This is a genomic window from Streptomyces sp. NPDC042201 (assembly GCF_055582185.1).
The window spans coordinates 443,884-468,828 of sequence record NZ_JBVJDS010000004.1 but is presented as its reverse complement, the minus strand read 5'-3'; the positions used below and the strand labels follow the sequence as shown (position 1 = coordinate 468,828).

The following is a 24,945-nucleotide window of genomic DNA, read 5'->3' as shown; positions in this document are numbered from 1 at the left end:
CCGCCCGCAGGGCGGGGCTCGCGGCGTCCGGCGCGTGCGATCGCAAGGCGGAGGATCGTCCTCGTACTGGACGTACTTGGACGACTCCGACAACGCGGCGAGCGTGCGTGCCGGGCGTCGCGAGCCAGGCGGGACTTTCGCAACAGGCGCTAGTTTCCCCGCTCCTGTCGCCACCCGGGCGGACGGAGCCGAGCTGATGGCGAGCGGGAATTTCCGCCCCGTCTACCACCCGGCGGGCCACGACAACGACCTGCGCACCGCGGTCCAGGATCTGCGCACCGGCCGCTGGGTCTCGATGCGCAACCTCCTTGACGAGACGCCCGATTGGGCGCGCTGGACCCAGCGGACCCAGGTGCTGGCCACCGTGGCGGCCGGTTCCGACGCCGTACAGGCATGGCGGGCGGAAGAGCCCCGGAGCGTCGCCGCGACCGTGATGCACACCCGGGTCCTGGTGGAGCGCGCCCTACGAGCCCATCGTGAGGGGCATCCACGCACCCAGGAGCTGTGGCAGGGGGCCTGGGAGGCCTGCGGAGACGCAGCGCGCCACGCTCCGGCGGATCCCGTGCCCTGGGTGTGTCTGCTGGCTCTCTCCCAACTCGACGGCCGGCAGCGGCTGGAGGAACACCGGCTGGCTCCGCCGGGGCCGATGCTGTTCCCCGGCCCCTGGGCCCTGCTGGCCGAGGCCGACAAGCGCGATCCGTGCAACCGCGAGGCGTACCACCGCATGTTGCAGTTCGTCTACGCGCGGCGGACCGACGGATCGCTGTCCGAGGCGGTCAACTTCGTTCAGTGGGCGGCCTCTTCGGCGCCCGAGGGCTCCGCGCTGCACGCCCTGCCGCTGTTCGTCAGGGTGGAGCGCTACCGCCGTGAGAACGGCCACGAGAAGGCGCTCGACCTCCACTGGGTCACGGAGGACGCGACCCGGGACGCCCTGCGCGCCCTGCATCTGTGGTTCGACCGGGCGGCCCTGGACGAGGTCTCGCTGCTCGACCTCAACTATCTGGCGCACGCCCTGTGGGGCGGGCTCCAATTCGATGAAGCGGCCCGGGTGTTCGAAGCGCTGGGGCCGTTCTACGCCGCTCTGCCGTGGGCGTACCGCACCCGCAGCCCCGGTGACTCCGCTCAGGCCGAGGAGGTGTTCCTCCGCGCCCGAAGCCGCTGTCTCGGCGCGGCCCGTGATCCGCGGAACGGGCCGTCCGGCTGAGCCGCGTCCGCACCGCGTCCCACCGCACCATGTCCCACCGCACCACTGACGTCCCCCCTTGTTGATGTCCTTATCGGAGGTACTTCCATGTCCGTCTCCCCACCGGCCTGGTCGAAGGCCGACCCCACACCGCAGAGGGATGAAGAGCAACGGCTGCGCGAACTGGGCTATCAGCCGGTCCTCGCCCGCCGTATGGGTGGCTTCGGCAACTTCGCCATCAGCTTCTCCGTCATCTCCATCCTGTCCGGCTGTATGACCCTGTACGGCTTCGGAATGGGCGCGGGCGGCCCCTCGGTGATGCTCTGGGGCTGGGCGGGCGTCGGCCTGTTCGTGCTCTGCGTCGGCATGGCGCTGGCCGAGGTCACCAGCGCCTACCCCACCTCGGGCGCCCTCTACTACATGGCCGACCGGCTGGGCGGCCGTAAATGGGGCTGGTACACCGGCTGGCTCAACCTGCTCGGGCTGCTGGGCGCCATCGCCGGTATCGACTACGGCGCGGCGCTGTTCACCGGGGCCTTTCTGAACCTCCAGTTCGGGTTCACCCCCACGCCCGGCTGGACCATGGTCATATTCATGTGCATCCTGCTGCTGCACGCCGTGCTGAACCTGTTCGGCGTCCGGCTGGTCAGTGTGCTCAACTCGATCAGCGTGTGGTGGCATCTCGGGGGTGTCGCCGTCATTGTCGGCGCCCTCGCGATCATCCCCGACCACCACCAGTCGGCCTCGTTCGTCTTCACCGAGTTCGTCAATGACACCGGCTGGGACAACCCGATCTATGTGGCCGCCATCGGCCTGCTGCTGGCGCAGTACACCTTCTGCGGCTACGACGCCTCCGCTCACCTGTCGGAGGAGACCTCGAACGCCTCCGTCACGGCCGCGCGCGGCATCGTACGGGCCATCTGGGTCTCCTGGATCGCCGGTTTCGTCCTGCTGGCCGGCCTCACCTTCGCCATCCAGGACTACGCGGGCGCCCAGAACAGCGCCACCGGCGTGCCGCCCGCGCAGATCCTGATCGACGCCCTCGGCACGAGCGGTGCCACCGCGCTGCTGCTGCTCGTGATCGTGGCGCAGCTGTTCTGCGGCAACGCGGAAGTCGCCGCGGCCAGCCGGATGGTGTTCGCCTTCAGCCGCGACAACGCCCTGCCGGGCTCCGCGCTGTGGCGACGCGTCAGCAGCCGCACCCAGACCCCGGTCCCCGCGGTCTGGCTGTCGGTCATCGTCGCGTGCCTGCTCGCCGTGCCGTCCCTGTACTCCGCGACCGCGTACGGCGCGGTGACGGCCATCAATGTCATCGGCATCACCCCCGCGTACGCCATCCCGATCTATCTGAAGCTGCGCGCCGGAAACCGCTTCGAGGCAGGACCCTGGACGCTGGGCCGCTGGAGCAAGCCGATCGGCTGGATCGCCGTGGTGTGGGTGGCCCTGGTCACGGTGCTCTTCTGTCTGCCACAGTCGAACCCGGTCACGGCCGACTCGATGAACTACGCCGTGATCGCGCTGGCCGTCGTGCTGGTGCTGGCGACGGTGTGGTGGTACGTCGCCCGTGGCTCGTACAGCACGCCGAAGGCGTACGGAAGCGCCCGCGAGCAGTCGGAGATCTCCGAAAGCATTGTCTAGAAGGTATCTGTTCAGCAGCACCCAGCAGGACGTGGTGTGCGGCGGCCGGGGCCCGGCCCAGTACAGGGCCCCCGCCGCGCGCCACCCCTCGGTCTCCTGAGGAACGCGCCGCCCTTCTCTTCGGGCTCTTCGCGCTAGTTCTCCTCGACGAACCTCCTCGCCAGTTCCTTGCCCTGTTGGACGGTGGCGGCCCGGTCTTCGAGGGTGGAGATCTGGGAGTCCTTGAAGAGGATGTACGTCACCCCCTCGCCGGCGCCGCCGCGATCGGGGTCGGACGGGATACCCAGGGCGCGGGCCATGCCGTACGACGCCTCCCCGATGATCCCGGGCGGGCCGGTGTCGCCGACGACGGCGTACTCCACCTTCTCGCCGTGGATGACGGCCGCTACGGAGCCGCCCCGGATGCCCGACGAGCTGAAGTTCCAGATCGAGCTCGCGTTCGGCACGACGATGTACGGCAGCTCCTCCGAATTCAGCGGCTGCCCGTCGGACTGTGTGTAGGCGGTCGTGGTCTGGAACGTCCGGTCCGTGGCGCCGTTGCACCCCGACGTGGACTGCCCGTCGCAGTCGATGTCCATGTCGGCCTGCCAGAACACGGCGCCGTTCGCGTCGCAGACGGGGACCGTGCCCGGACTGCCTTCGTCCAGCCGGTACATGCCCTGCGAGATCTGGTTGCAGCGGCTGGCCTTGGCCAGCAGGTCCGCCGCGCTGACCTCGTAGTTCTGGGCGGGACCGCCGCGGCCGGCCGCCCTCTGCCCGGCGGGCGGGCCCGGCGCGCCCTGACGGGCGGACGGCGCGGGGCTGGGCGGTGCGGGGGCGGGCGCGGTGTAGGGCGGCGCGCCGGCCGGGGGTGCGGGGGACGGCGCGGCGTAGGGCGGTTCCAGGACGTGAGAGGGCTCGGCCAGGGCGGGGAGCACGATGGCGGGGAGTGCCGCGGCGGCCACCAGTGCCGTGCCAACGGCGATGACAACATGGGTGCGAGTCTGCACGGAGAAAGATCCTTTTCGTGGAAGGTGAGGCCGCTAGGGCCTGTCTGACACATCCGGCCCGGCCCGCGGCGCCCGGCACGCGCACACGCTGCGCCGTTCGGAGTCAGCCATGTCTGTCCTGCATGTCTGTCCCGGCCCCGGTGCGACGCAGGCACTCCGCCGTGCGACGGCAGGAGCCGACGGGACATCAGACGCTCCGCGGCGGGCGCGAGCCGCGCCCCTCGGGCGGACGGCGCTATGTGTCAGACAGGCCCTGGCTGCCGGACCGGCCCTGCGGGCCGGTCGGAGGGGGACGGCGGTCGGCCCGTATGCACTGGTCCAGCCGGTCGAGGAACACACGCTGTCCCGTCACCAGCGGTTCCACCGCGTCCGCCAGGACGAACCAGGCGACCCGGTCCAGCTCCGGGAACTCACGCAGGACGCCCGATCCCCGGGGCCACTCCATGGTGAACGTGCCGGGCACGGCCAGGGCGGGGTCGAGATCTCCCTCGACGGCCCAGACGGTGACCGACTTGCCGCTCCGCTGACGGGACTCGCCGAGCGGTGTCCACGGCCCCTCGGGCGGCGGCAGGCCCAGCTCCTCCTGGAATTCGCGGCGGGCGGCGGCCTCGGGCCGCTCCTCGGGGCCGTACTCGCCCTTGGGGATCGACCAGGCAGCGGAGTCGCGGCCCGACCAGAACGGCCCGCCCATGTGCCCGAGAAGCACTTCGGGACCGGTGTCCGTGACCCGGTACAGAAGGAGCCCCGCGCTTCGCTTGCCCGACATGTCGTCAAGTCTGTTCGCGGGCATATCACGTCGCCATTCGGACGCGGGGAGAAACGCCGTCCTCAGCGGCGGTGGGACGGGGCCCGGCGGGGGAACGTACGGGCCACAGGCCTGCGGTGAGGCCCCCGGATCTTTAGGGATGCCACCGAGCCGATTGTATGAAGATTGCGCCGTCCGGGGTCCGTGGCCGTCGTCCCAAAGGTCTGACGGCCCGTTCGGCTGACGGGGCATAGGACACACCCACACGCAGGACGGGGCCCGGCCCCTCGATCAGAGGCCGGGCCCCGCGTGTGCGGACCGCTTTACCAGCTCACGCGCTCCTTAAGAGCGCACGTGGTCCTTACGAGCTCATGTGCTCTAGGGGAACGAGGTCACCGTCGACGGGATGGTCGAGGTGCCCGAGGTGGGTGACCCCGTGCTGTTGATGACGTGGTTGTACTGGCCCATGCCGCCGAGGGAGACGACCAGCAGATCGTGGAACTTCACACCGGGTTTGACCGGTGCCTGGAATCCATGGTCCTGCTGGATCGTCGAGTCGGAGGTGTAGTTGCAGTAGCTGCCCATCCCCCAGCCCTCGTGGTTGTTGACGGAGTCGGCGACCTTGTAGGCGGCGTACCCCTTGATGTTGCCGTTCTGTATCGACGCCTGGTTCGGCGCGTCGTACGCCTTCTCGTTCTGGAAGAAGATCGTCCGGCCGTTCTCGCCGACCCACTCGACGTCGTACTTGTTGAAGTGTTCGACGAAGAGACCGGTCGCCAGCACATCGTCACCGTTGACCCGGAGGCCGTAGTCGGCCCGGTTGGTCTCCCAGCCGACGCCGGCGCCATGGTCGGCACGCCAGATCCAGGTGTGGTCGATGATCGTGTCATCGCTGTTGATCACCATGCTGGTGGTCGCCTTGCCGGGGCCCGCGCCGCCGATCCTGATGAAGACATCCTGGACCGTGGTCGGGTTCGCGGAGTGGTCCGTGGCCGAGCCCTGGGGGCCGACCTCCAGCAGGGTCGGGGAGTTCACGGGACCGGCGTCGATGAGGAAGCCGGCGAGCTTCACTCCGTCGACATCGGCGACCTTCATGGCCGTCACCCCGTTGTCCGGGATGATCGTCGCGAGTCCCAGACCCAGCACGACCGTGTTGGCGCGGTTCACGTTGATCGACTGGTCGACGTGGTAGATGCCCGGGGTGAAGATGAGGTTGAGCCCCTGGGCGAGCGCCTGGTTGATCGTCGCGGCGGTCGCTCCCGGCTTGACCACGTAGAACTGGTCGAGCGGCAGGGACTGGCCCTGCGGCGCGCCGTTGCCCCACGTGGTGCCGCGCGCGTTGGTGCGCTTGGCGGGGACGAACACCTTGTAGGCGTTGCCGTCCAGGTAGAGGAACGGCTTCTCACGGGAGACCGGAGTGTTGTTCAGCGTGGTGTACGGCGGGTTCGGGAAGCTCTGCGCCGGCGCACCCTCCACCCCGGAGAACGTCATGTTCCAGACACCATTGGTCCAGCCGCCGACGGAGCTGTCGCGGGTGTACCACTGCTGCTGGGAGTACGGTCCCACGGTGCCGTCGATCTTGCTGTCGGCGATGTAGCCGCCACTGGCCCAGCCGTACCCGTTGGGGGCCAGGTTGAGCCCGCCCTTGACGTGCATACGGCGGAACGGCGCGGCCTGCGCGACGGCCCAGCGGTTGGTGCCGCTGACCGGGTTGAGCGCCAGGTTCTCGGCGGAGCGCCAGAAGTTCTGGGTGGCGTTGCCGTTGAACCAGCCGGCGTCCACGGTCACATCACCGTTGAAGGTGGTGTCGTCGGGCGACAGGCCGAGGCCCGAGATCGACGTGTAGAAGCCGAGGTTGGCGTTGATGTTGTTGTACGTGCCGGGCTTGAACAGCAGCTGGTAGCGGCCGGTGCCGAACTGGGCCGACTCCTGCTGCTGGAAGATCTGGTCCAGCCTGCCCTGGATATTGGGGGTCGACGGGTCGAAGACCACCACGTTGGGACCGAGGTCGCCACCGCCCGGGAGCGGGTCACCGGTGCCGCCCGAGGTGCCGCCGTAGACCTGGAACTCCCAGAGGGAGTAGCCGTACTGGGTGGCGCGGGCCGTGCCGTACACCCGTACGTAGCGGGCGCTGCCCGAGACATTGAGCGTCTCGTTGCCGCCCGGGCCCGTGGTGGTGGAGTACGCGCTCGTCCAGCTCGTGCCGTTGGTGGAGAACTCGATGCGGTACGCCTTGGCGTAGGCGGCTTCCCAGCGCAGCACGATCTGGCTGACCGCGAGCGTGGAGCCGAGGTCCACCTGAATCCACTGCGGGTCGGCGGCGGCGCTCGACCAGCGGGTGCCGTTGTCGCCGTCGACGGCGCCGGTGGCGGGGGTGCCGCCGTTCTCCTGGCTGGAGGCGGTTACCGGCTTGCCCTGGGAGAGCAGGGTGGGCGCGGCCTGAGCGGTGGTGCTGGGGATGAGGAGTAACAGCGAGGCGATCAGAGTGGCCGCGACGGAAGCGGCCAGTCCCCGCCTGCGCGCGGGCGAGGATCTCCGGAACGCCGGTGAGGAGAGCGGAGGAGCGTGCATGGGCAGGTCTCCTGAGTCATCGGACGACGGGCAGTCATAGCGGGAAAGAAGCCGGAGAGCGCTCTCTCGGCAGGAGAGATGCTTCTCTCGTGTTTCGTACACGTCAAGAGTTGTGCGCGAAACCGGCGCGACCCGTTCCGGTGCGAACAACAAATAGCGCGCGTGTCGCGGTGATTGTCACTATTTGTTCAGTGTCCCGGGTAGGGGTCTTTTCAGGATCTGACGACGGACCCGAGGAAGTGGAGCGTTGCTACGAGCCTGGGGTAGCGACGCTAACGAATGAGTGTTAGCGTTGTTCCAACGGGATGCGGAGAGCGCACCCAGACCGGAACGGAGCATGGCCATGACGGAGAACACCACGCAGAACACGACCCCCGCCCGCCGCGTCGCCATCGTCACGGGCGGCTCCCGGGGCATCGGCCGGCAGAGCGCCGAGCGTCTGGCGGCGGACGGTTTCGCGGTCGTCGTTGTCTACGCGGGGAACAAGACGGAGGCCGACACCGCGGTCGAGGCGATCACCACCGCGGGCGGCCAGGCCATCGCGGCGAAGGCCGACGTAGCCGACGAGGCGGCCGTCGCCGCGGTCTTCGACACCGCCACGGAGACCTACGGCGGAGTCGACGTGGTCGTGCACGCCGCGGGCACCATGACCCTGGCGCCGCTGGTCGAGACCGATCTCGACGCCCTCGACCGGATGCACCGCACCAACATCCGCGGCACCTTCGTCGTCGACCAGCAGGCGGCGCGCCGGCTCCGCGACGGTGGAGCGATCATCAACTTCTCCACCTCCGTGCTGGCCCTGGCCCTCCCCGGCTATGCCGCGTACGCGGCCAGCAAGGGCGCCGTCGAGGCGATAACGCTGATCCTCGCCCGTGAGCTGCGCGGACGGGACATCACCGTCAACGCGGTGGCGCCGGGACCGACCGCGACCGCCCTGTTCCTGGACGGCAAGGACGAGGAGACCATCGCGCGGATGGCGGCCCAGCCGCCCCTGGAGCGCCTGGGCACCCCGGAGGACATCGCCGAGGTCGTCGCCTTCCTGGCAGGCCCCGCCCGCTGGATCAACGGACAGGTCCTGCGCGCCAACGGCGGCATCATCTGACCGCGGTCCGGCCCCTCCCGTCTTCTCCCTCGCCACCCGTTTTCCGCTTCCCCACCCTCTCGTTCCCACATTTTTTCTTGAAGGAGTTCCGCCATGGGCAAGACCATCGTCATCACAGGTGCCGGATCCGGCTTCGGAGCCCTCGCGGCCCGCGCCCTGGCCCGCTCGGGCCACACCGTCTACGCGGGCATGCGCAACACCACGGGCCGTAACGCCCCCAGGGTCGAAGAGGCCGCCGCGTACGCCGCTGAGCACGGCGTGGATCTGCGGACCGTCGAACTCGACGTGCTGTCCCAGGAGTCGGCCGACGCCGCGGTCGCGACCATACTCAGCGAGCGGCCGACCCTCGATGTCCTGATCCACAACGCCGGCCACATGGTGACGGGCCCGACCGAGGCCTTCACTACCGAAGAGCTCGCGGCCGTCTATGACACCAATGTCCTCGGCACTCAGCGGCTCAACCGGGCGGCCCTGCCGCAGCTGCGTGCCCAGCGGCACGGACTGGTGGTGTGGATCGGCTCCACCAGCACCAAGGGGGGCACCCCGCCCTATCTCGCCCCCTACTTCGCGGCCAAGTCCGCCATGGACGCCCTCGCGGTGAGTTACGCGGCGGAGCTCGCCCGCTTCGACATCGAGACGTCCATCGTCGTGCCCGGTTCCTTCACCTCGGGGACCAACCACTTCGCCACCGGCGGACACCCCGCCGACGAGAACATCGTCAAGGCATACGAGGAGCACTACGCGGGTCTGATGGACCAGGTGTCCCAGCGGCTGGCCGCCCTGGCCCCGGCCGACGCCGATGTCAGCCAGGTCGCCGACGCCATCGTCAAGGTCGTCGACGCACCGCACGGCGAGCGGCCCTTCCGCGTCCATGTCGACCCGGCGAACGACGGCTCCGAAGAGGTCAGCGATGTGGCCGACCGGGTGCGCGGCGAGTTTCTCACCCGCATCGGTCTCGCGGACCTGCTGGCCCCGCACGCCGCGTGACAGCGAGGGATCTGCCCGGCCAGGACCCGCGGGCCGCGTCCCCCACGTGGGGGACACGGCCCGCGGTGTGTACCGGAGGTGGGGGATCCGCCGGACAGGACCTAGGCGGAGGCCGCGGCCTGGGGGGCGTTCGACACCTTCTCCAGCCACTCGGTCAGCAGCGCGGCCTCGACGGTGGTCAGGGCCGCCGGCGGCGACTGCCGCACCAGCGCCCCCAGGCGGGCCGCGGCCGCCGGTGTCTCGGTGCCGGGCCCCGTGGGAACGGCGGCCGGGGCCGCATCGCCGGCCGGGGCCGTGCCGTACATCGCCTCGGGAGTGAAGACCGAGGCATGCACCGCGTCCCGCACCCGCCGCGACAGATCGGGGTCGGTGAAGGTGGCGGGACGGGCGACCAGCATCAGCGCCACACCGACATTGGCCGACATGACCATCTGAGCGGCGAGATCGGGGGAGATCCGCAGCTTGCCCTGGGCCGCCGCCCGTTCCAGGTCGCGGGTGAGGATCTGATGCGACTCCAGGGCCGAGGTGGGCGGCTTGTGCATCGAGGGGGAGTTCATCAGCCGGTACAGATTCGGATGCGTCACCGCGAACTCGACATGGGTGTCCCAGCCGTTGCGCAGATCCTCGATCGGGTCGGAGCTGAGCTCCCGCGCCCGCTTGGTCGCCAGATAGGTGTCGAAGCCATGGTCGACGACAGCGGAGAGGAGCCCTTCCTTGTCGCCGAACTGCCGGTAGAGCACCGGTGCCCCGACCTGAGCGGCCTCACAGACCGCCCGCGTGGAAATCTCGCCGTCGGGCGACTTCGCCAGCAGATCGGCGGCCACCTCCAGAATGCGTGTTCGCGTGCTCATACGAGGATGCTACCAATGAGGGCGTAGCGCTGCTATCGCATATATGTGTCAAACGTTACGCCCCCGGCGCCCCGCCGGCGTGGCTGCCGCTTCTCGGAGCAGTCGTGGGACGTCCGCGGTGGCCCGCTGGAGGCGCTGCTCCAGCGTGACCGCGACAGTGCCCGGGCGGTCATGACACGCGTGAGCAAGATGCTCGCCGCGATGCAGGCACAGCGGGGCCCGGCCTTCGGGAAGGTCGCGCACGTCGCCGGGGACGAGGTGCGCGAGGACCGGACCTGCGAACAGGTCGTTCTCGGCCGGGCGCTCCGTGACCTTGCCGAGGCCGCCCGCTGCGACAGCCGAGTGGCCGCCGCGCGGGGCCCGTTGGGGCGGGTCACCCGCGAACTGGCCGCCGCCGTGCGGCCGCGCCACGCGTACGGACTCATCCACGGCGAACTGGGCCCCGACCATGTGCTCGTCGACCCGGACGGCCACCCGGTGCTCATCGACATCAAGGGACTCATGTACTTCGACGTCGAGTGGGAGCATGTCTTTCTGCGCATCCGGTTCGGCGAGGACTATCCGGTGTTGCACCGGGCCGGACTCGATGAGAACCGGCTGCGGTTCTACCGGCTCGCCACGCATCTCTCGCTCGTCGCGGGACCGTTGCGGCTTCGCGAAGGGGACTTCCCGGACCGCGCGTTCATGCGGAGCGTCGTCGAAGCACATCTGCGACACGCGCTCGCCCATCTGACGGCATAAGGCGACCCCCTCGGGCGTGCGGCTTCCGCCCGCTGCCGCAGGAGTCCGGAAGTCCGCGTCGAATGCACACGATTGTCGATCACGCAAGCCGGGAATCAGCAAAAGACGGACCGGCTGCGGTGCAAGGGCCCCGGAGGGTCTCCCCGTTCGGGGCAGGCACCCGGTCCCTGACGAAGGGAGTGATCGCCATGCGTGGGCACGGACATGCCCGGCGGCGTGCCGCACGCGCCACGTACGTTCTGCCGCAGTCGGAGACATCCGCCCGCTGGGCACGGCATCTGACGGCCGCCTACCTCAGCCACGGCTGCGGCGAGACGGTCTCGGCGGACCGGGTGGACGACGCGACGCTCGTCGTCTCCGAACTGGTCACCAACGCCACCCGCCACGGACGCAGCAGCTGCCGGCTCCAACTGAGCGTGCGGGACGGGCGGGTCACCGTCGAGGTCCACGACAACAGCCCCGTACAGCCGCGGCTGCGCCCGATGGACGCGATGGCCGAGGGCGGCAGGGGAATCGCGATGGTCCGCGAGCTCTCACGGCGGTTCGCCGTGCTCGGCGGGCCCGGCAGGGGCAAGACGGTACAGGCGGTCCTGGCCTGTTAGCGCTGCTCCCGGCTCCCGGCTCCCGGCTCCCGGCAACGATTGCCCTGTCGCGGGACTTCGCACACACGCCCCGGGCGCTGCCCGGGGCGTCTTGATCCCGGGCCACCGGGGACAATGGCCGGGTGACCTACCGCTACCGCGTACTCGGCGCCACCCGGGCGTTTCGCCCTGACGGGACCGAGGTGCCGCTCAGCGGGGCGCGGTTGCGGGCGGTGCTGGCCGCGCTCGCCGCGGCCGGGGGCGGGGTGGTGGACACCGGGCGGCTGATCGCCCAGGTGTGGGGCGAGGACGAGGACACGCCCGCCGACGAGATCGCGGCGCTCCAGGCCCTGGTGGGACGGGTGCGGCGGGCCCTCGGCAGTGAAGCCGTGGCGTCGGCGCCCGGCGGCTACCGGCTGACGGCCCGGCGCGAGGACATCGACCTCTTCCGCTTCGAGCGGCTCGCCGCGGCGGGCGACGACGCGCTCCATGGCGGCGACGCCGACCGGGCCGCCGCACTGCTGGACGACGCCCTGGCGCTCTGGGACGGGCCCGCGCTGGCGGATCTCCCGGGACGGGACGCCGATCCGCTATCCGTACGCGCGGAACAGCGGCGTACCGAGGCCCGCCGGACCCGGCTGGCCGCCGACGTGGAGCGCGGCCGGCCGGAACAGGCCCTCGCCGGGCTCGCGGCCCTCGCCGCCGAACTGCCGCTGGACGAGCGCGTGGAGACGCTGCGGATCCGGGCCCTGCGAGCGGCCGGCAGGCCGGCCGAGGCGCTGCAGGCGTACGAGGACGTACGCGCCCGGCTCGCCGAACGCCTGGGCACCGGGCCCGGCCGTGAGCTGCGCGCGCTGCACGCCGCACTGCTCGCCGAGGACGGGACCGCCGCACCCGCTCCGGGCCGGACCGCCCCCGGCCGGACCCCCGCAGGACTGACCACCTCCGGCCGGACCCCCGCAGGACTGACCACCTCCGGCCGGACCACCTCCGGCCGGACCACCCTCGGCAACCTCCGGGACCGCCTCACCTCCTTCGTCGGCCGGGAACCGGAGCTGGCCGTCCTCGCCAGCGAGCTGCGGACCGCACGGCTGATCACGCTGGCCGGCCCCGGCGGTGCCGGCAAGACCAGGCTCTCCCTGGAAGCCGCCCGGGCTGTTGCCCCGGCATGGCCGGACGGCGTCTGGGTGGCCGAGCTGGCGCCTGTACGCGACGCGGCGACCGTGCCCGAAGCGGTCCTCACCGCGCTCGGCGCCCGCGAGACGGTGGTCCGTGGCCCGGACGCCGGGGAGGCGGCGGCCCGCGATCCCCTCGCCCAGCTGGCCGAGCACTGCGGGCAGCGGCGGATGCTGATCGTCCTGGACAACTGCGAGCATGTGATCGGCGCGGCCGCCGAACTGGCCGAGACCGTCCTCGCCGACTGCCCCGGGGTGAGCGTGCTGGCCACCAGCCGCGAACCGCTGGGCGTGCCGGGGGAGTCCGTACAGCAGGTCGGGCCGCTGCCGCAGGACGTGACGCTGCGGCTCCTCGCCGAACGCGGCGCCGCCGCACGCCCGGGATTCCGTACCGCCGACGATCCGCTCGCCTGCGCCGAGATCTGCCGCAGGCTCGACGGTCTGCCGCTCGCCGTCGAACTGGCGGCCGCGCGGCTGCGGGTCCTCGCGCCGCGCCAGATCGCGGACCGGCTCGACGACCGGTTCCGGCTGCTCGGCGCGGGCAGCGGCAGCAGGACCGTACTGGCCAGACAGCAGACCCTGCGGGCCGTCGTGGACTGGTCGTGGGACCTGCTCACGGAGGGCGAACGGGCCGTGCTGCGCCGGCTGTCCGTCTTCTCCGGCGGCTGCGCCCTCGCGGAGGCCGAACTCGTCTGCGCCGAGGACGACATCGAGGAGGACACCCTCGGGCTCCTCGCGTCCCTGGTCGACAAGTCGCTGGTGGTCGCGGCCCCCGAGCGGGCGGACGGGATGCGCTACCGGCTGCTGGAGACCGTCGGTGAGTACGCCGCCGAGCGGCTGGACGCGTCCGGGGAGCGGGTGGCGGCCGAGCTGCGGCATCTCGCCGCCTACCGGGAGCTGGTCCGCACCGGCGACCCGGAGCTGCGCGGACCGCACCAGGCCCGCCGGCTGGAACAGTTCGAGCGGGAGCACGACAACGTACGCACCGCGCTGCGCACGGCCGTCGGCCACCAGGAGGAGCAGGAGGCGCTCTGCCTCGCGCTCTCGATGAGCTGGTTCTGGCAACTGCGCAACCACCGCAGCGATGCCCTCGCCTGGTCCACCGCGGCCGCCGCGCTCGGCCCCGATCCCTTCCGGGCGCCCGTACGGCCCGCCGTGCCGCTGGCCGAGCCCTGTACGGCGCTCGCGCCGCCCTGGCCGGAGGAGCAGGTGTGGGAGGCGCGGCGCGGCGTACGGCTGCTGTCGCTGTGGAGCGCCGGGGAGGACAGCGCGGCGCCGGACCGGCCGGAGACGCGGGCACGGCTGCGCGCGATCGTGGCGGCCTACCGCCCCGGGCTGCCGCAGACCTGCCGGCAGCCGGGCACCATGTGGTTCTCTGCCCGGCTGATGACCGGTGAGTTCGCGGGGCTGGGGGAGATGCTGGACGCGATGGCGCGGGCCTCCCGTGAGCAGGCGGACGGCTGGAATCTCGGTGTGGCGCTGATGCTGCGGGCGAAACTGCTCAACGACCGTCCCGGCGGACCGGCTCGGTCGGAGCTGGACACGGACGAGGCACTGGCCCTGTTCGAGCGGGCGGGCGATCTCGTCGCCATCGCCGAGGCGCTGTCGGCGCGCGGAGAGACGTATCAGCGCCAGGGGCGGTACGAGGAGGCCGCCGCCGACTTCGAACGGGCCATGGAGAGCTGCGCGCGGATCGGCGCACCCGGGCAAGTGCCGCTCTTCAAGGCCAGGCTGGCGTCCGTACGGCTGGAGTCCGCCGGGGACGCGGCCGCCGAGGAGGACGCGGAGCGGCTGCTGCGCGAGGCGGTGGAGGAAGCGGGGGAGGGCATCGTCCAGAGCGTCGGCACGGCCCGGCTGCTGCTGGCCAGGCGCTACGGACGCACCGGACGTACGGAACTCGCGCGGGCGCAACTGCGCGCGCTGGAACAGTCGGCCGCCTTCTCCGGGCAGGTGCTCTTCGGCGGGATGGCCGCGGGCACGCACGGCTGGCTGGACTGTCTGGACGGGGAGTATTCACGGGCGCGGGACCGGGCGGTCCAGGCCGTACTGCGGCTCGACAGCCTGGCCTACCTGGTGGCCCCGCACCTGATCGTCCGTCAATTCCTCTGTGCGGCGTGGGCCAAGGCACATCTGGGGGCCGCCGAGGACGCGGCGCGGCTGCTGGGCGCGTACGAGCACCACACCGCGCTGCCGGAGGGCCTCGCGCTGGGGCCTTTCCCGTCCGCGTCCGACACGGAGACCCTGGCGCGGGCCGAGGCCGCGGTGCGCGCGGTGCTGGACGAGCGGACGTACGCCCGCGCCCACGCCGAGGGCGCCGGCCTCCCGGTGCGGGAAGCCGCCGCCCTGATCTGACGCGTACCGCGCCGGGGCCGCCGGGCCGGGCGTGCTACGTCCGCGCCCGGTCCGCCGCCCCTTCCGTCGCCGCCCCTTCCTCCGACGCTCCGGCCGCCCGCGCGTCCGCGAGACGTTCACGCGCCTCCGCCAGGTCCGCTTCCGTCGGGGCGTCGTCCTGGGTCAGGGCGAGCCGCCAGTAGCCGGCGAAGTGGACCGCGCGCTTGCCGAGCCCGCGCTCCTCGACGAGATGGCGCCGCAGCGTACGCACCGCGCCCGCCTCCCCCGCGAGCCACGCGAGGACCGAGCCCTCCGGAAACACCGCGGCGCGCACCGCCGCGGCCAGCGGACCGCCGCTCCCGGCCGGGGCCGCGCCGCGGTGCAGCCAGTGCACGGTCACATCCCCCGCCGTCTCGAACCGCTGTTCCTCCGAAGCGTCCAGCACCTCGACGAACACCACCGCACGGGCGCCCTCGGGCAGCGCCTCGACGAGCGTGCCGATCGCCGGCAGAGCCGTCTCGTCCCCGGCGAGCAGCATCCAGTCGGTCGTCCCGACCGGTACGGGCGTGGCGAAGTACGCCGACGGTCCGAACATGCCGAGCACGGCGCCGGGCGCGGCCGACCGCGCCCACCGGGTCGCCGGGCCCATTTCCGCACCGGCGGCCCCACTCTCGCCGCCCCCGTGCAGGACGAAGTCGATGTCGATCGTGCCGCGCGCCGGATCGTGCGCCCGGACGGTGTAGCTGCGCGTCCAGGGCCGTTCCGCCTCCTCGATCGCCTGGAACGCGCCGTACCAGCGCATCACATCGTCGTCCTCGCCGGGCCCGGGGAGCCGTGGAACGGTCTGCCCCGGCCTGGGGAAGTACAGCTTCACCTGCTGATCGGGTCCGGCGAGAGCGAAATCGGCGAGATCGGGTCCGCCGAGGGTGATTCGTGTCATGTGCGGGGAGATCTGTGCGACCCGGGTCACCTCGATGGTCCGTACCGGCAGGGCTCGGGGCGCGGCGCCGCCGCCGGACCGGTCTGTGTCGTGTGTCATACGGGCCACGCTGGCAGCCGGCGCCGACACGCCACCGACAGCTCGCCTACATCCCGCCCACGGCGTCCGCGACCGTGCCCAGGAACCGGGCGTGCGCGCGGTGGCTGCACGGCGCCTCCGGATTCCACGCCACGATCCGCGCCCGCTCCTCGATGGCCCGCCAGTGCGCGTTCTCCCGGAGCTGTGCGCGCGGCGCCGCGTTCGCGCGCCCATCGGTGAGCACGACGTCCGGTTCCAGCGCGGCGGCCTCGGACCAGTCGACCGTGCGCCAGTTGGCTCCGGCGCCCTCCTCGGGGTCGATCAGCCCCACCCCCAGCTCCGTGAGGTCCCGCAGGTCGGGCCAGGTCAGCGGGCGGGCCAGATACGCCGTCTCCGGTCCTGCGGCCGACAGCGCCAGCACCCGGGGCCCGCCGGCTCCCGCCGTCTGTGCGCGCAACCGGGCCTCCGCACGCTCCAGGTCCGCCACCGCGGGCTCGAACGGCGTGCGCAGCGAGCGGGCCAGCGCCGTGAACCGGTCCCTGATGCCGTCGAGCGAGCGGTCCTTGCCCACGTCGAGGACGACCACGGGCACCTGCTCCTCCAGATGCTTCGCCGCCTCCGGGTCGATGCCGTACACCTGTCCGCCGCCGTAGCTCACGGCGACCACGAGATCCGGCTCGGCCGCGTAGAGGGCGTCCAGGTCGAGGGCGCTGCCCGCGCCGAAGGAGCGCATGTCGGCGAGGGGCAGGTCGCCCGCCTTCGCCGGGTCCGGGGTGTCGCCGTCGTGGTGGGAACCGAAGATCCCCAGCGGATGCAGACCGTGGTCCCACAGCGTCGCACCCGCCTGTATGTACGCCACCACCCGCGCCGGGTGGCTCCGTGCCACGGTGAGATGGCCGCGGTCGTCAGTGAACTCCCAGCGGTTGCTCGGGTTCATGCCTCGCCTCGTTCCGCTCGTCGTCGTTCCGCTCGTGCCGATCCTGGTGCTGGTGCTGGTGCTGGTGCTGGTGCTGGTGCTGGCGCGCGGTGCCTGTGCTGGGTGCCTGTGCGCGGTGCGTGTACGTGCTGCGTGTGCGCGGTGTTCGTGCGGGTGCCACCCACTCTCTGCCCAGCCCGGGGCGCGCGGACTCCCACCGGAGCCCCGCAGTGCGCCTGCACTGCGGGTTCGTGCCCCCGATGATGCAGAATTCCTGTCTGGCGCCGGGTCGAACAGGGCCCGTCGCCGGACCCATGCCCGCCGACCACTCAGCACGCCCGTATGGAGCGTTTCCATGGAGCCCACCGCTCACGTCAGCAAAACCGCCCTGCCCGGGGTCGGTACCCGCTACGACCTCAACACCGACGCCGGAAAGCATCTGTCGGTCGTCGTGCACCAGGACGGGCGGCGCATCCTCGCCTTCCACGACCCCGAGGACGACGACAACTGCAAGGACGCCACGGCCCTCGCCCCGTACGAGGCGACCGCGCTCTCCAAACTCCTGATGCCCGACCCCGTCGGGCATCTGCACCAGCACCTCGAGATCGACCTGCTCACCGAGCACATCCCGGTCACCAAGCGCTCCCCGTACGTGGGCCGGACGCTCGGTGCCACTCAGGCGCGCACCCGCACCGGTGCCTCCATCGTCGCCGTCCTGCGCCGCACCGACGCCTTCCCCTCGCCCGCCCCGGACTTCCGCTTCGCCCTGGGGGACACCCTCGTCGTCGTCGGTACCCGGGAAGGCGTGGATGCCGTCGCCGAACTGATCACCGGAGGATAAGCGCCCGTGCACGAGACCACCGCCCTGCTCATCGAACTCGGGGCCATCATCCTGAGCCTCGGAATACTCGGCCGGATAGCCGGACGGATGGGCTTCTCCTCCATCCCCCTCTATCTGCTCGCCGGGCTCGCCTTCGGCCACGGCGGCCTGCTTCCACTCAACGCCAGTGAGGAATTCGTCGCCACCGGCGCGGAGATAGGCGTCATCCTGCTGCTGCTCCTGCTGGGGCTGGAGTACAGCGCCTCCGAACTCGTCAGCAATCTCAAGACGCAGTACCCCTCGGGCATCGTCGACTTCGTACTGAACGCCGTGCCGGGCGCCGCCGCCGCGCTGATCCTGGGCTGGGGCCCGGTCGCCGCCGTCGCACTGGCCGGCGTCACCTGGATCTCCTCGTCCGGAGTCATCGCCAAGGTCCTCGGCGACCTCGGCCGGCTGGGCAACCGCGAAACGCCTGTCATCCTCGGCGTGCTGGTCATCGAAGACCTCGCGATGGCCGTCTATCTGCCACTGCTCACGGCCCTGCTGGCCGGGCTCAGCCTGGCCGGCGGCAGTCTCACCCTGCTGATCTCGCTCGGCACCGTCGGCGCGGTCCTCTATCTGGCCCTGCGCCACGGCCGGCTGATCAGCCGCGCGGTCTCCTCCGACAACCCGGAGATGCTGCTCCTGGTCGTCCTCGGCCTCACCGTTCTGGTCGCCGGAGTCGCGCAGGAACTCCAGGTCTCCGCAGCCGTCGGCGCGTTCCTCGTCGGCATCGCCCTCTCGGGTGAGGTGGCCGAAGGCGCGCACAATCTGCTCGCCCCGCTGCGGGACCTGTTCGCCGCCGTCTTCTTCGTCTTCTTCGGTCTGAACACCGATCCGGCCGCCATCCCGCCGGTGCTGATCCCGGCCCTCATCCTGGCGCTGATCACCACCGCGACGAAGATCGGCACCGGCTGGTACGCGGCGAAACGGGCCGGAGTCAGGACGGCGGGCCGCTGGCGGACCGGCGGTACGCTCGTGGCGCGCGGCGAATTCTCCATCGTCATCGCCGGTCTCGCGGTCGGTGTGGAGCCGCGGATCGGGCCGCTGGCCACCGCGTACGTCCTCATCCTGGTGATCCTCGGGCCGCTGGCCGCCCGCTGGACGGAGCCCCTGGCCCGGCGGGTCATCGGCCGGATCGCGCCCACGGCGCCGGTCGCCGCCTCTGCCGCCGTCTCCGTGGCGCCCGCGCAGGACCGCCCGACGGCGGCCGCGCCGGAAGAGGCCGAGCCGGGAATCACCGCACCGGAAACGACCGATACGGCGCCCACCCACGGGTGACCCGGGAAAACGAACGGGGCACAGGACGCGCGCCCTGCGTCCTGTGCCCCTGCCGCGCCGGCGCCGGGTGTCAGACCCCGACGCCGAAGTCCGCCGCGATTCCGGCGAGCCCGGAGGCGTACCCCTGGCCGACCGCGCGGAACTTCCACTCCGCGCCGTTGCGGTACAGCTCACCGAAGACCATGGCGGTCTCGGTGGCCGCGTCCTCGCTCAGGTCGTAACGGGCCAGCTCGGCGCCGCCCGCCTGGTTGACCACCCGGATGAAGGCGTTGCGGACCTGGCCGAAGCTCTGTCCGCGGTTCTCGGCGTCATGGATCGACACCGGGAAGACGATCTTGGTGATCTCGGCGGGCACGGCCGCCAGATTCACCTTGATGGCCTCGTCATCGCCCTCGCCCTCGCCGGTCAGGTTGTCGCCGGTGTGCTCGACCGAACCGTCCGGGCTGGTGAGGTTGTTGTAGAAGACGAACCCCAGATCGGACCCGACCTTGCCGGAGTCGTCACACAGCAGGGCGCTGGCGTCCAGGTCGTAATCGGTGCCGGTCGTCGTCCGGACGTCCCAGCCGAGGCCGACAAGGACCGCTGTCAGCCCCGGTGCCTCCTTGCTGAGCGAGACATTGCCGCCTTTGGACAGGGAAACTCCCACGCTGCTCCTCCTGGGTCGATGGGGTGACCGTAGTGAAAATCTACAACACTGTAGAAGAACGCGGCAGGGGCACCACCGCGAGCGCGGCGGGTGCGGCCTCAGTACCATGAGCGGCTGCCCCGTGGTGCGGCCGCGCGGCTGGAGGGAGACATCGTGAGGGTGCACGGCGGTCCGGACGAGCGTCCCCGACGGCGCGGCCAGGGCGAGCTGGAGGCCCAGGTCCTCGCCGCGCTGCGGCAGGCGCCGGGGCCCGTCACGGCCTCCTGGGTGCAGGACCGCCTCGGCGGAGACCTCGCGTACACGACGGTGATGACGATCCTGACCCGGCTGCAGGCCAAGCGGGCGGTCACCCGCGAGCGGGCCGGCCGCTCCTTCGAATGGCGCGCGGCCTCGGACGAGGCGGGGCTCGCCGCGCTGCGGATGCGCAAGGTACTGGACGGGGAGGCGGACCGCGAAGCCGTACTGGCCCGGTTCGTCACCACGCTCTCGCCCGACGACGAGCGGCTGCTGCGCGATCTCCTCGGCCTCCCCGAGGACGGTTCCGACGGTTCCGACGGGTCGGAGGGCTGACGGGGTGGGGGTGTTCGTCTTTCTGCCGCTCGTACTGCCGCTGACCGCGCTGCCCATCGCCCGTCTGGCCGAACAGCATCTCCATCCCCGGATCGCCACCCGGCTGCTGTCGGCGCTGGCCGGTGTCCTGGCCCTGTGCAGCACCCTCTGCCTGGGGCTGCTGGTGGTGGTCGGTACGGCGCAGCTGCCCGGCAATCCGCTGCCCGACGCCTGGTCGGACCCCGAGGTCCGGGAGGCGGTCCCGTACGACGAGATCGCGGGCAAGCTGGCCATCGTCGCTCTCGCCTCGGTCGCGGTCGGCTGCGCGGCGGCCGCCGGGCGCCACCGGCGGGTGCGCCGACGCGCGCGGCTGGCCCTGGCCGGGCTGCCCGAGGGCGAACTCGCCGTGCTGACCGACGAGGAGCCGTACGCCTACGCGCTGCCAGGAGCCGGCCACGGCGTCGGCGGGCGCGGCCGGATCGTGGTGTCCACGGCCATGCTCGCGTGCCTGGACCCCCGCGAGCGGGAGGCGCTGATCGCACACGAGCACGCACATCTCAGCGGGCGGCACCACCGGTTCCTGCTGGCCGTACGGCTGGCGGCGCGGGCCAATCCGCTGCTGCGGCCGCTGCGTTCCGCGGTGGCGTACACCACGGAGCGCTGGGCGGACGAGGAGGCGGCCCGGGTCACCGGGGAACGCACGGTCCTGGCACGCGCCATCGGCAAGGCGGCGCTCGTCTCCCGGGCTACCCCCGCCCCGACGCTGGCCGGTTTCGCCGCGCAGGGAGCCGGGCCGGTCCCGCGCCGGGTGGCCGCCCTGCTCGGACCCGCCCCCTCGGCCGTCAGCTGGCCGCCGGTGTTCACCGCGGTGGGGCTGGCCGCCTGGGCGGCGGCCGCGGGGACGCTCGGCTCCGCCCTCTCCTCGGCGAACGCGACGGTCACGCTCTTTCTCGTCCTGAAGGCGTCGACGCCGCTGTGAGTCCGGCCGCCTGGCCGATATTGCGGGCCATCCCGCCGAACACCGCCGCGTGGAACGGCCAGACACTCCACCAGTACGCGTGCCCCAGCAGCCCCTGCGGATGGAACAGCGCCCGCTGCCGCAACACCGTCCGGTCCTTGTCGTCCTGGTCCACGCGCAGCTCCAGCCAGGCGAGCCCCGGAAGCCGCATCTCGGCGCGCAGCCGCAGCAGCCTGCCCGGTTCGATCTCCTCCACCCGCCAGAAGTCCAGCGAGTCACCGACCCGCAGCCGCTGCGCGTCCCGTCTGCCCCGGCGCAGCCCGACGCCGCCGACCAGCCGGTCGAGCCAGCCGCGTACCGCCCAGGCCAGCGGGAACGAGTACCAGCCGTTGACCCCGCCGATGCCTTCGATGACGCGCCACAGGGATTCGCGCGAGGAGTCCACGGTCAGTTCGCGGCAGTCGCTGTAGAGGCTGCCGCCGGCCCAGTCGGGATCGGTGGGCAGCGGATCGCTCGGCGCGCCGGGCACCGAGGCGGACGACCAGCGGGTGGTCACCCGCGCGTCCTGGATGCGCCGCAGCGCCAGCTCGACCGCGCGGTCGAAGGAGACAGGGCCTTCCGGGGGATCGGGGACGTACCGCGCGATGTCCCGTTCGTGACAGATGACCTCATGGCGCAGGGACTCCGCCAGTGGCCGGGCGATCGACCGCGGGACGGGGGTCACCAGACCGATCCAGTGGCTGGACAGGCCCGGCGTCAGAACGGGCACCGGGAAGATGAGCCGCCGCGGCAGCCCGGCCACCGCCGCGTAGCGCTGCATCATGTCCCGGTACGTCAGCACCTCGGGGCCGCCGATGTCGAAGGTCCTGCTGACCTCGGAGGGCAGCCGCGCGCAGCCCACGAGATACCGCAGCACGTCCCGTACCGCGATCGGCTGAATGGCGGTACGCACCCAGCTCGGGGTCACCATCACCGGCAGCCGTTCGGTCAGATAGCGCAGCATCTCGAAGGAGGCGGAGCCGGAACCGATGATGACGGCGGCGCGCAGGACCGCCGTCGGTACCCCCGAGTCGAGGAGGACACGGCCGACCTCGGCGCGCGAGCGCAGGTGCGGCGAGAGCTCCCACTCGGGCACTCCGGCCGGGGTGAGCCCGCCCAGATAGACGATCCGCCGCACCCCCGCGGCCTTCGCCCGCTCGGCGAAGATCCGGGCCGCCAGGCGGTCCGTCGCGGCGAAATCCCGGCCGGTGCCCAGCGCGTGCACCAGGTAGTACGCCACGTCGATGCCTTCCATGGCCGCGCCGACCGACCCGGCGTCGGTGGCATCGCCGCGTACGACCTCCACGCGGCCGACCCAGGGGTGGTCGCGCAGCTTGTCCGGCGTCCGGGCCAGACAGCGCACCGAATGGCCCGCGTCCAGCAGTTCGGGCACCAGCCGGCCGCCGATGTATCCCGTGGCCCCGGTCACCAGACAGCGCAGTCCGGCGCCTTCGATGTCCGTTGTCATGCGCCACTCCCTGTTCCGGTACGGGTTCCGGTGCGGCCCCCGGCGTTCTCGCACGGCCTTCGGAGACCGCTGTCACGCGTGCGGCCGGACGATCGGGGTTCTACAGGGTGAGCGTGTGCCCGGAAAAGACGATCAGCAAGGCGGCGGCGGTCCGGCGGAGCCGGCCGAGGTCAGGTGAGCGTGCGGCCGACGCGGTCGCGGGGACCTCGGTGGTCCGGGTGTTCCGGCCGCATCGGGGGTTCCGGCGGTGTCGGCCGGACCTGACCGGACAGCACCGCACGCATCACGCGCGGAGCGAAGAGCGCGGTGACCGGCGCGATCAGGAAGTACGCGGAGCGGAAGGCGTCCCCGACGACCGGATCACCGGGGGCGCGCTCCAGCACCCGCGCGAGATACCAGGCCACCGGCCGCTCCACCGCGCGCGTCCTGGCGGCGTCGCCCCTGGCGCCCGGCAGCTCCCGGTCCGCCCCTGCCGCGATGTCCCAGGCCTGCCGTGCGGCCTTGAGCAGGGTCTGTTGTACGCGTCGGGTCGTCGGCGTACGGCGAGGACCGGCGAGGGCGTCACGCAGCGCGAGCGCGCTGAGCGCGGCGACCGCCATGCCCTGCCCGTACACCGGGTTGACGGCGCACAGTGCGTCGCCGGTGGCGAGGAATCCGGCCGGACGGCGGCCGGGACGGTCGTACCGGCGGCGGACGTTGGCCGTCGAGCGGAACGCGTGCACCGATGACTCGGGCTGAGCCCTCAGCAGCCATTCGTGCAGCACCGGATGGGGGAGCCGGGCCGCGAAATCGGTGAACGCGTCGTCGTCCGAGGGCGGTTCACTGCCGCGCAGCCCGGAGAGGGTGACGAGATGACGGCCGCCCTCGATGGGCAGGACGACCCCGCCGTGGACCTGGTCGCGGCCCGCGACGAAGTAGTAGCCGAGACAGTCCGTCCCCTCGGCGTCCTCCCCGGCGCGGTAGAGGCGGGTCGCGTAGGCGAGACCGGTGTCGAGTGTCTCCTCGTGCGGCGCTTCCGCGCCGATCGCGGCCAGCCAGCCGGGGGCGCGGGAGCCGCGTCCCGAGGCGTCCACGACCAGGTCGGCGGCGAGCGCCCGTACGTCGTGACGGGTCTTCGCCCCGCGCTCGCGCAGCCGTACGCCCCGGACGCGGGCGGAGTCGCCGACCAGCCCGACGACCTCCGAGCCCTCCACCGCCGTGATCCGGGCGTCGGCCAGGACCCGTCGCCGCACCAGCCACTCCAGCATCGGCCGCGAGCCGGTGAGGACATGGGCGGTGGCGGTGGTGCGCCGGTAGAAGCGCCGGGCCTGCCACTGCACGAGGTCGCTGGGCATCCCGAGCCGGGGGGCGCCGTGCTCGCGCAGTTCGGCGACGATCCCGGGGAGCAGCGCGTCCAGCGCCCGCTGCCCGCCGGGCAGCAGGACATGGGTGTGGCGGCTCTGCGGGACACCGGCCCGCGGCTCGGGACCGTCGGGGAAACGGTCGCGCTCGACGACGGTCACGCGGTCGGCGTGGGCGGCGAGCGCCTGGGCGGCCAGCAGACCCGCGATACTCCCGCCGACGACCACGGCATGACGTGTCCGGCGTTCCGGGGAGCGGTGCGGACCGTTCCCGTCCGCCGCGTCGGTGCCCGCGCCTGCCGAGTTCACCATGCTCGTCCCTCCGGGGGGTTCGGTACTCCCGCGACACGATGCCGTGATTACGGCAACTATGCGCCCTTTTCCCGGTGCTCCCGTTCCGTCGGGTCTTCATCCGGACAGTCTTCGAACGGCCTTTCCCCGTCGCCGAGTTGGGTGATCGCCCGCGCGAGCCACTCGATCCAGAAGCGCTCCAGATCGATGCCGGCGCGCAGGACCAGATGGCGCAGCCGGTCCTCCTCGGCGTCCTTCTCCGGCGGGAAGTGGCGCTCCTCGATTCCGGCGTATTCCGCCAACTGCTCCTGATGCAGAGCCAGATGGCGGCGCAGCTCGGAGCCGAGACCGTGGGTGCCGACCACCGCGGCGGCGCGCATCCGCAGCAGCAGCGCGTCCCGGGCCGGCTTGGGGTCCTCCGCCGTGGACACCCACGTGGTCAGCTCGGCGCGGCCCGCGGGGAGCACCTCGTACTCCTTCTTCTGCCCCCGGGCCGGCTGGGCCGACGGCAGCGCGCGGATGAACCCGGCCCCCTCCAGCCTCCCCAGCTCCCGGTAGATCTGCTGGTGCGTGGACGACCAGAAGTAGCCGATCGACCGGTCGAAGCGGCGGGTCAGCTCCAGCCCCGACGACGGCTTTTCGAGCAGGGCGGTGAGGATGGCATGCGGGAGGGACATATCGGCATC

Annotated in this window: 21 protein-coding genes; 11 read left to right on the top strand and 10 right to left on the bottom strand. The window is 71.9% G+C overall.

Going from position 1 to position 24,945, the window contains the following annotated elements:
- Positions 1-196: 196 nt before the first annotated feature.
- Together ACZ6MZ_RS12465 and ACZ6MZ_RS12460 are read left to right on the top strand one after the other, a co-directional pair.
- Complete coding sequence (locus ACZ6MZ_RS12465; RefSeq protein WP_389792810.1) at positions 197-1,204, top strand: hypothetical protein; 1,008 nt, start codon at positions 197-199, stop codon at positions 1,202-1,204.
- Between the two features lie 87 nt (positions 1,205-1,291).
- On the top strand, positions 1,292-2,821 hold the full coding sequence (locus ACZ6MZ_RS12460) for an amino acid permease (protein WP_389792812.1): 1,530 nt from the start codon (positions 1,292-1,294) through the stop codon (positions 2,819-2,821).
- 134 nt (positions 2,822-2,955) lie between these two features.
- On the opposite strand, the gene ACZ6MZ_RS12455 is transcribed toward ACZ6MZ_RS12460, so the two are convergent.
- From ACZ6MZ_RS12455 to ACZ6MZ_RS12445, 3 genes are all read right to left on the bottom strand, one after another.
- On the bottom strand, positions 2,956-3,810 hold the full coding sequence (locus ACZ6MZ_RS12455; protein WP_469351482.1) for a glycoside hydrolase family 75 protein: 855 nt from the start codon (positions 3,808-3,810) through the stop codon (positions 2,956-2,958).
- A gap of 235 nt (positions 3,811-4,045) precedes the next feature.
- Positions 4,046-4,576: an NUDIX hydrolase gene (locus tag ACZ6MZ_RS12450; protein ID WP_469351479.1), complete on the bottom strand. Its 531-nt coding sequence runs from the start codon at positions 4,574-4,576 to the stop codon at positions 4,046-4,048.
- Between the two features lie 357 nt (positions 4,577-4,933).
- Positions 4,934-7,126: a discoidin domain-containing protein gene (locus ACZ6MZ_RS12445; protein WP_469351477.1), complete on the bottom strand. Its 2,193-nt coding sequence runs from the start codon at positions 7,124-7,126 to the stop codon at positions 4,934-4,936.
- A 343-nt stretch (positions 7,127-7,469) separates the two neighbouring features.
- Between ACZ6MZ_RS12445 and ACZ6MZ_RS12440 the strand changes: the two genes are divergently transcribed.
- Together ACZ6MZ_RS12440 and ACZ6MZ_RS12435 are read left to right on the top strand one after the other, a co-directional pair.
- Positions 7,470-8,228 carry an SDR family oxidoreductase gene (locus ACZ6MZ_RS12440; protein ID WP_469351475.1) on the top strand — a complete coding sequence of 253 codons (759 nt, stop codon included), beginning with the start codon at positions 7,470-7,472 and terminating at the stop codon, positions 8,226-8,228.
- 93 nt (positions 8,229-8,321) lie between these two features.
- Positions 8,322-9,215 carry an SDR family oxidoreductase gene (locus tag ACZ6MZ_RS12435; RefSeq protein ID WP_384192401.1) on the top strand — a complete coding sequence of 298 codons (894 nt, stop codon included), beginning with the start codon at positions 8,322-8,324 and terminating at the stop codon, positions 9,213-9,215.
- Between the two features lie 101 nt (positions 9,216-9,316).
- Here the strand turns inward: ACZ6MZ_RS12435 and ACZ6MZ_RS12430 are convergent, their stop codons facing one another.
- Positions 9,317-10,066, bottom strand: a complete 750-nt coding sequence (locus ACZ6MZ_RS12430) for a TetR/AcrR family transcriptional regulator (RefSeq protein ID WP_469351472.1) — start codon at positions 10,064-10,066, stop codon at positions 9,317-9,319.
- A gap of 45 nt (positions 10,067-10,111) precedes the next feature.
- On the opposite strand from ACZ6MZ_RS12430, the gene ACZ6MZ_RS12425 reads away from it, so the two are divergent.
- The 3 genes from ACZ6MZ_RS12425 (at position 10,112) to ACZ6MZ_RS12415 (ending at position 14,915) form a co-directional block, all read left to right on the top strand.
- On the top strand, positions 10,112-10,807 hold the full coding sequence (locus ACZ6MZ_RS12425) for a phosphotransferase (protein ID WP_469351470.1): 696 nt from the start codon (positions 10,112-10,114) through the stop codon (positions 10,805-10,807).
- 188 nt (positions 10,808-10,995) lie between these two features.
- On the top strand, positions 10,996-11,409 hold the full coding sequence (locus ACZ6MZ_RS12420; protein WP_469351468.1) for an ATP-binding protein: 414 nt from the start codon (positions 10,996-10,998) through the stop codon (positions 11,407-11,409).
- Positions 11,410-11,531: 122 nt separating this feature from the next.
- Positions 11,532-14,915 carry an AfsR/SARP family transcriptional regulator gene (locus tag ACZ6MZ_RS12415; protein WP_469351466.1) on the top strand — a complete coding sequence of 1,128 codons (3,384 nt, stop codon included), beginning with the start codon at positions 11,532-11,534 and terminating at the stop codon, positions 14,913-14,915.
- Positions 14,916-14,949: 34 nt separating this feature from the next.
- Here the strand turns inward: ACZ6MZ_RS12415 and ACZ6MZ_RS12410 are convergent, their stop codons facing one another.
- Entirely contained in the window at positions 14,950-15,933 is a 984-nt protein-coding gene (locus ACZ6MZ_RS12410) for a siderophore-interacting protein (protein ID WP_469351464.1), read from the bottom strand.
- A 46-nt stretch (positions 15,934-15,979) separates the two neighbouring features.
- Positions 15,980-16,849: an ABC transporter substrate-binding protein gene (locus ACZ6MZ_RS12405; protein WP_469351462.1), complete on the bottom strand. Its 870-nt coding sequence runs from the start codon at positions 16,847-16,849 to the stop codon at positions 15,980-15,982.
- A 334-nt stretch (positions 16,850-17,183) separates the two neighbouring features.
- Here ACZ6MZ_RS12405 and ACZ6MZ_RS12400 point away from each other — a divergent pair, with 334 nt between their 5' ends.
- Both ACZ6MZ_RS12400 and ACZ6MZ_RS12395 read left to right on the top strand, forming a co-directional pair.
- Entirely contained in the window at positions 17,184-17,669 is a 486-nt protein-coding gene (locus tag ACZ6MZ_RS12400) for a cation:proton antiporter regulatory subunit (protein ID WP_389790741.1), read from the top strand.
- Positions 17,670-17,675: 6 nt separating this feature from the next.
- Positions 17,676-18,968 carry a cation:proton antiporter gene (locus ACZ6MZ_RS12395; RefSeq protein WP_469351460.1) on the top strand — a complete coding sequence of 431 codons (1,293 nt, stop codon included), beginning with the start codon at positions 17,676-17,678 and terminating at the stop codon, positions 18,966-18,968.
- A gap of 70 nt (positions 18,969-19,038) precedes the next feature.
- Here ACZ6MZ_RS12395 and ACZ6MZ_RS12390 read toward each other — a convergent pair whose 3' ends face one another.
- The gene (locus ACZ6MZ_RS12390; protein WP_384334767.1) at positions 19,039-19,614 is read right to left on the bottom strand and encodes a TerD family protein; all 576 of its coding nucleotides are present in this window, start codon (positions 19,612-19,614) and stop codon (positions 19,039-19,041) included.
- Positions 19,615-19,764: 150 nt separating this feature from the next.
- On the opposite strand from ACZ6MZ_RS12390, the gene ACZ6MZ_RS12385 reads away from it, so the two are divergent.
- Together ACZ6MZ_RS12385 and ACZ6MZ_RS12380 are read left to right on the top strand one after the other, a co-directional pair.
- On the top strand, positions 19,765-20,184 hold the full coding sequence (locus ACZ6MZ_RS12385; protein ID WP_469351787.1) for a BlaI/MecI/CopY family transcriptional regulator: 420 nt from the start codon (positions 19,765-19,767) through the stop codon (positions 20,182-20,184).
- A gap of 4 nt (positions 20,185-20,188) precedes the next feature.
- A complete protein-coding gene (locus ACZ6MZ_RS12380) occupies positions 20,189-21,142 on the top strand; it encodes a M56 family metallopeptidase (protein WP_469351458.1) in 954 nt (317 codons plus the stop codon).
- Here ACZ6MZ_RS12380 and ACZ6MZ_RS12375 read toward each other — a convergent pair.
- The 3 genes from ACZ6MZ_RS12375 to ACZ6MZ_RS12365 all read right to left on the bottom strand — a co-directional run bounded on the left by ACZ6MZ_RS12375 (position 21,102) and on the right by ACZ6MZ_RS12365 (position 24,936).
- The gene (locus ACZ6MZ_RS12375) at positions 21,102-22,628 is read right to left on the bottom strand and encodes an SDR family oxidoreductase (RefSeq protein ID WP_469351457.1); all 1,527 of its coding nucleotides are present in this window, start codon (positions 22,626-22,628) and stop codon (positions 21,102-21,104) included. The genes ACZ6MZ_RS12380 and ACZ6MZ_RS12375 overlap by 41 nt on opposite strands.
- Positions 22,629-22,798: 170 nt before the next feature.
- Entirely contained in the window at positions 22,799-24,280 is a 1,482-nt protein-coding gene (locus tag ACZ6MZ_RS12370) for an NAD(P)/FAD-dependent oxidoreductase (protein ID WP_469351455.1), read from the bottom strand.
- A gap of 56 nt (positions 24,281-24,336) precedes the next feature.
- A complete protein-coding gene (locus ACZ6MZ_RS12365) occupies positions 24,337-24,936 on the bottom strand; it encodes a PadR family transcriptional regulator (RefSeq protein WP_469351454.1) in 600 nt (199 codons plus the stop codon).
- Positions 24,937-24,945 lie beyond the last annotated feature (9 nt).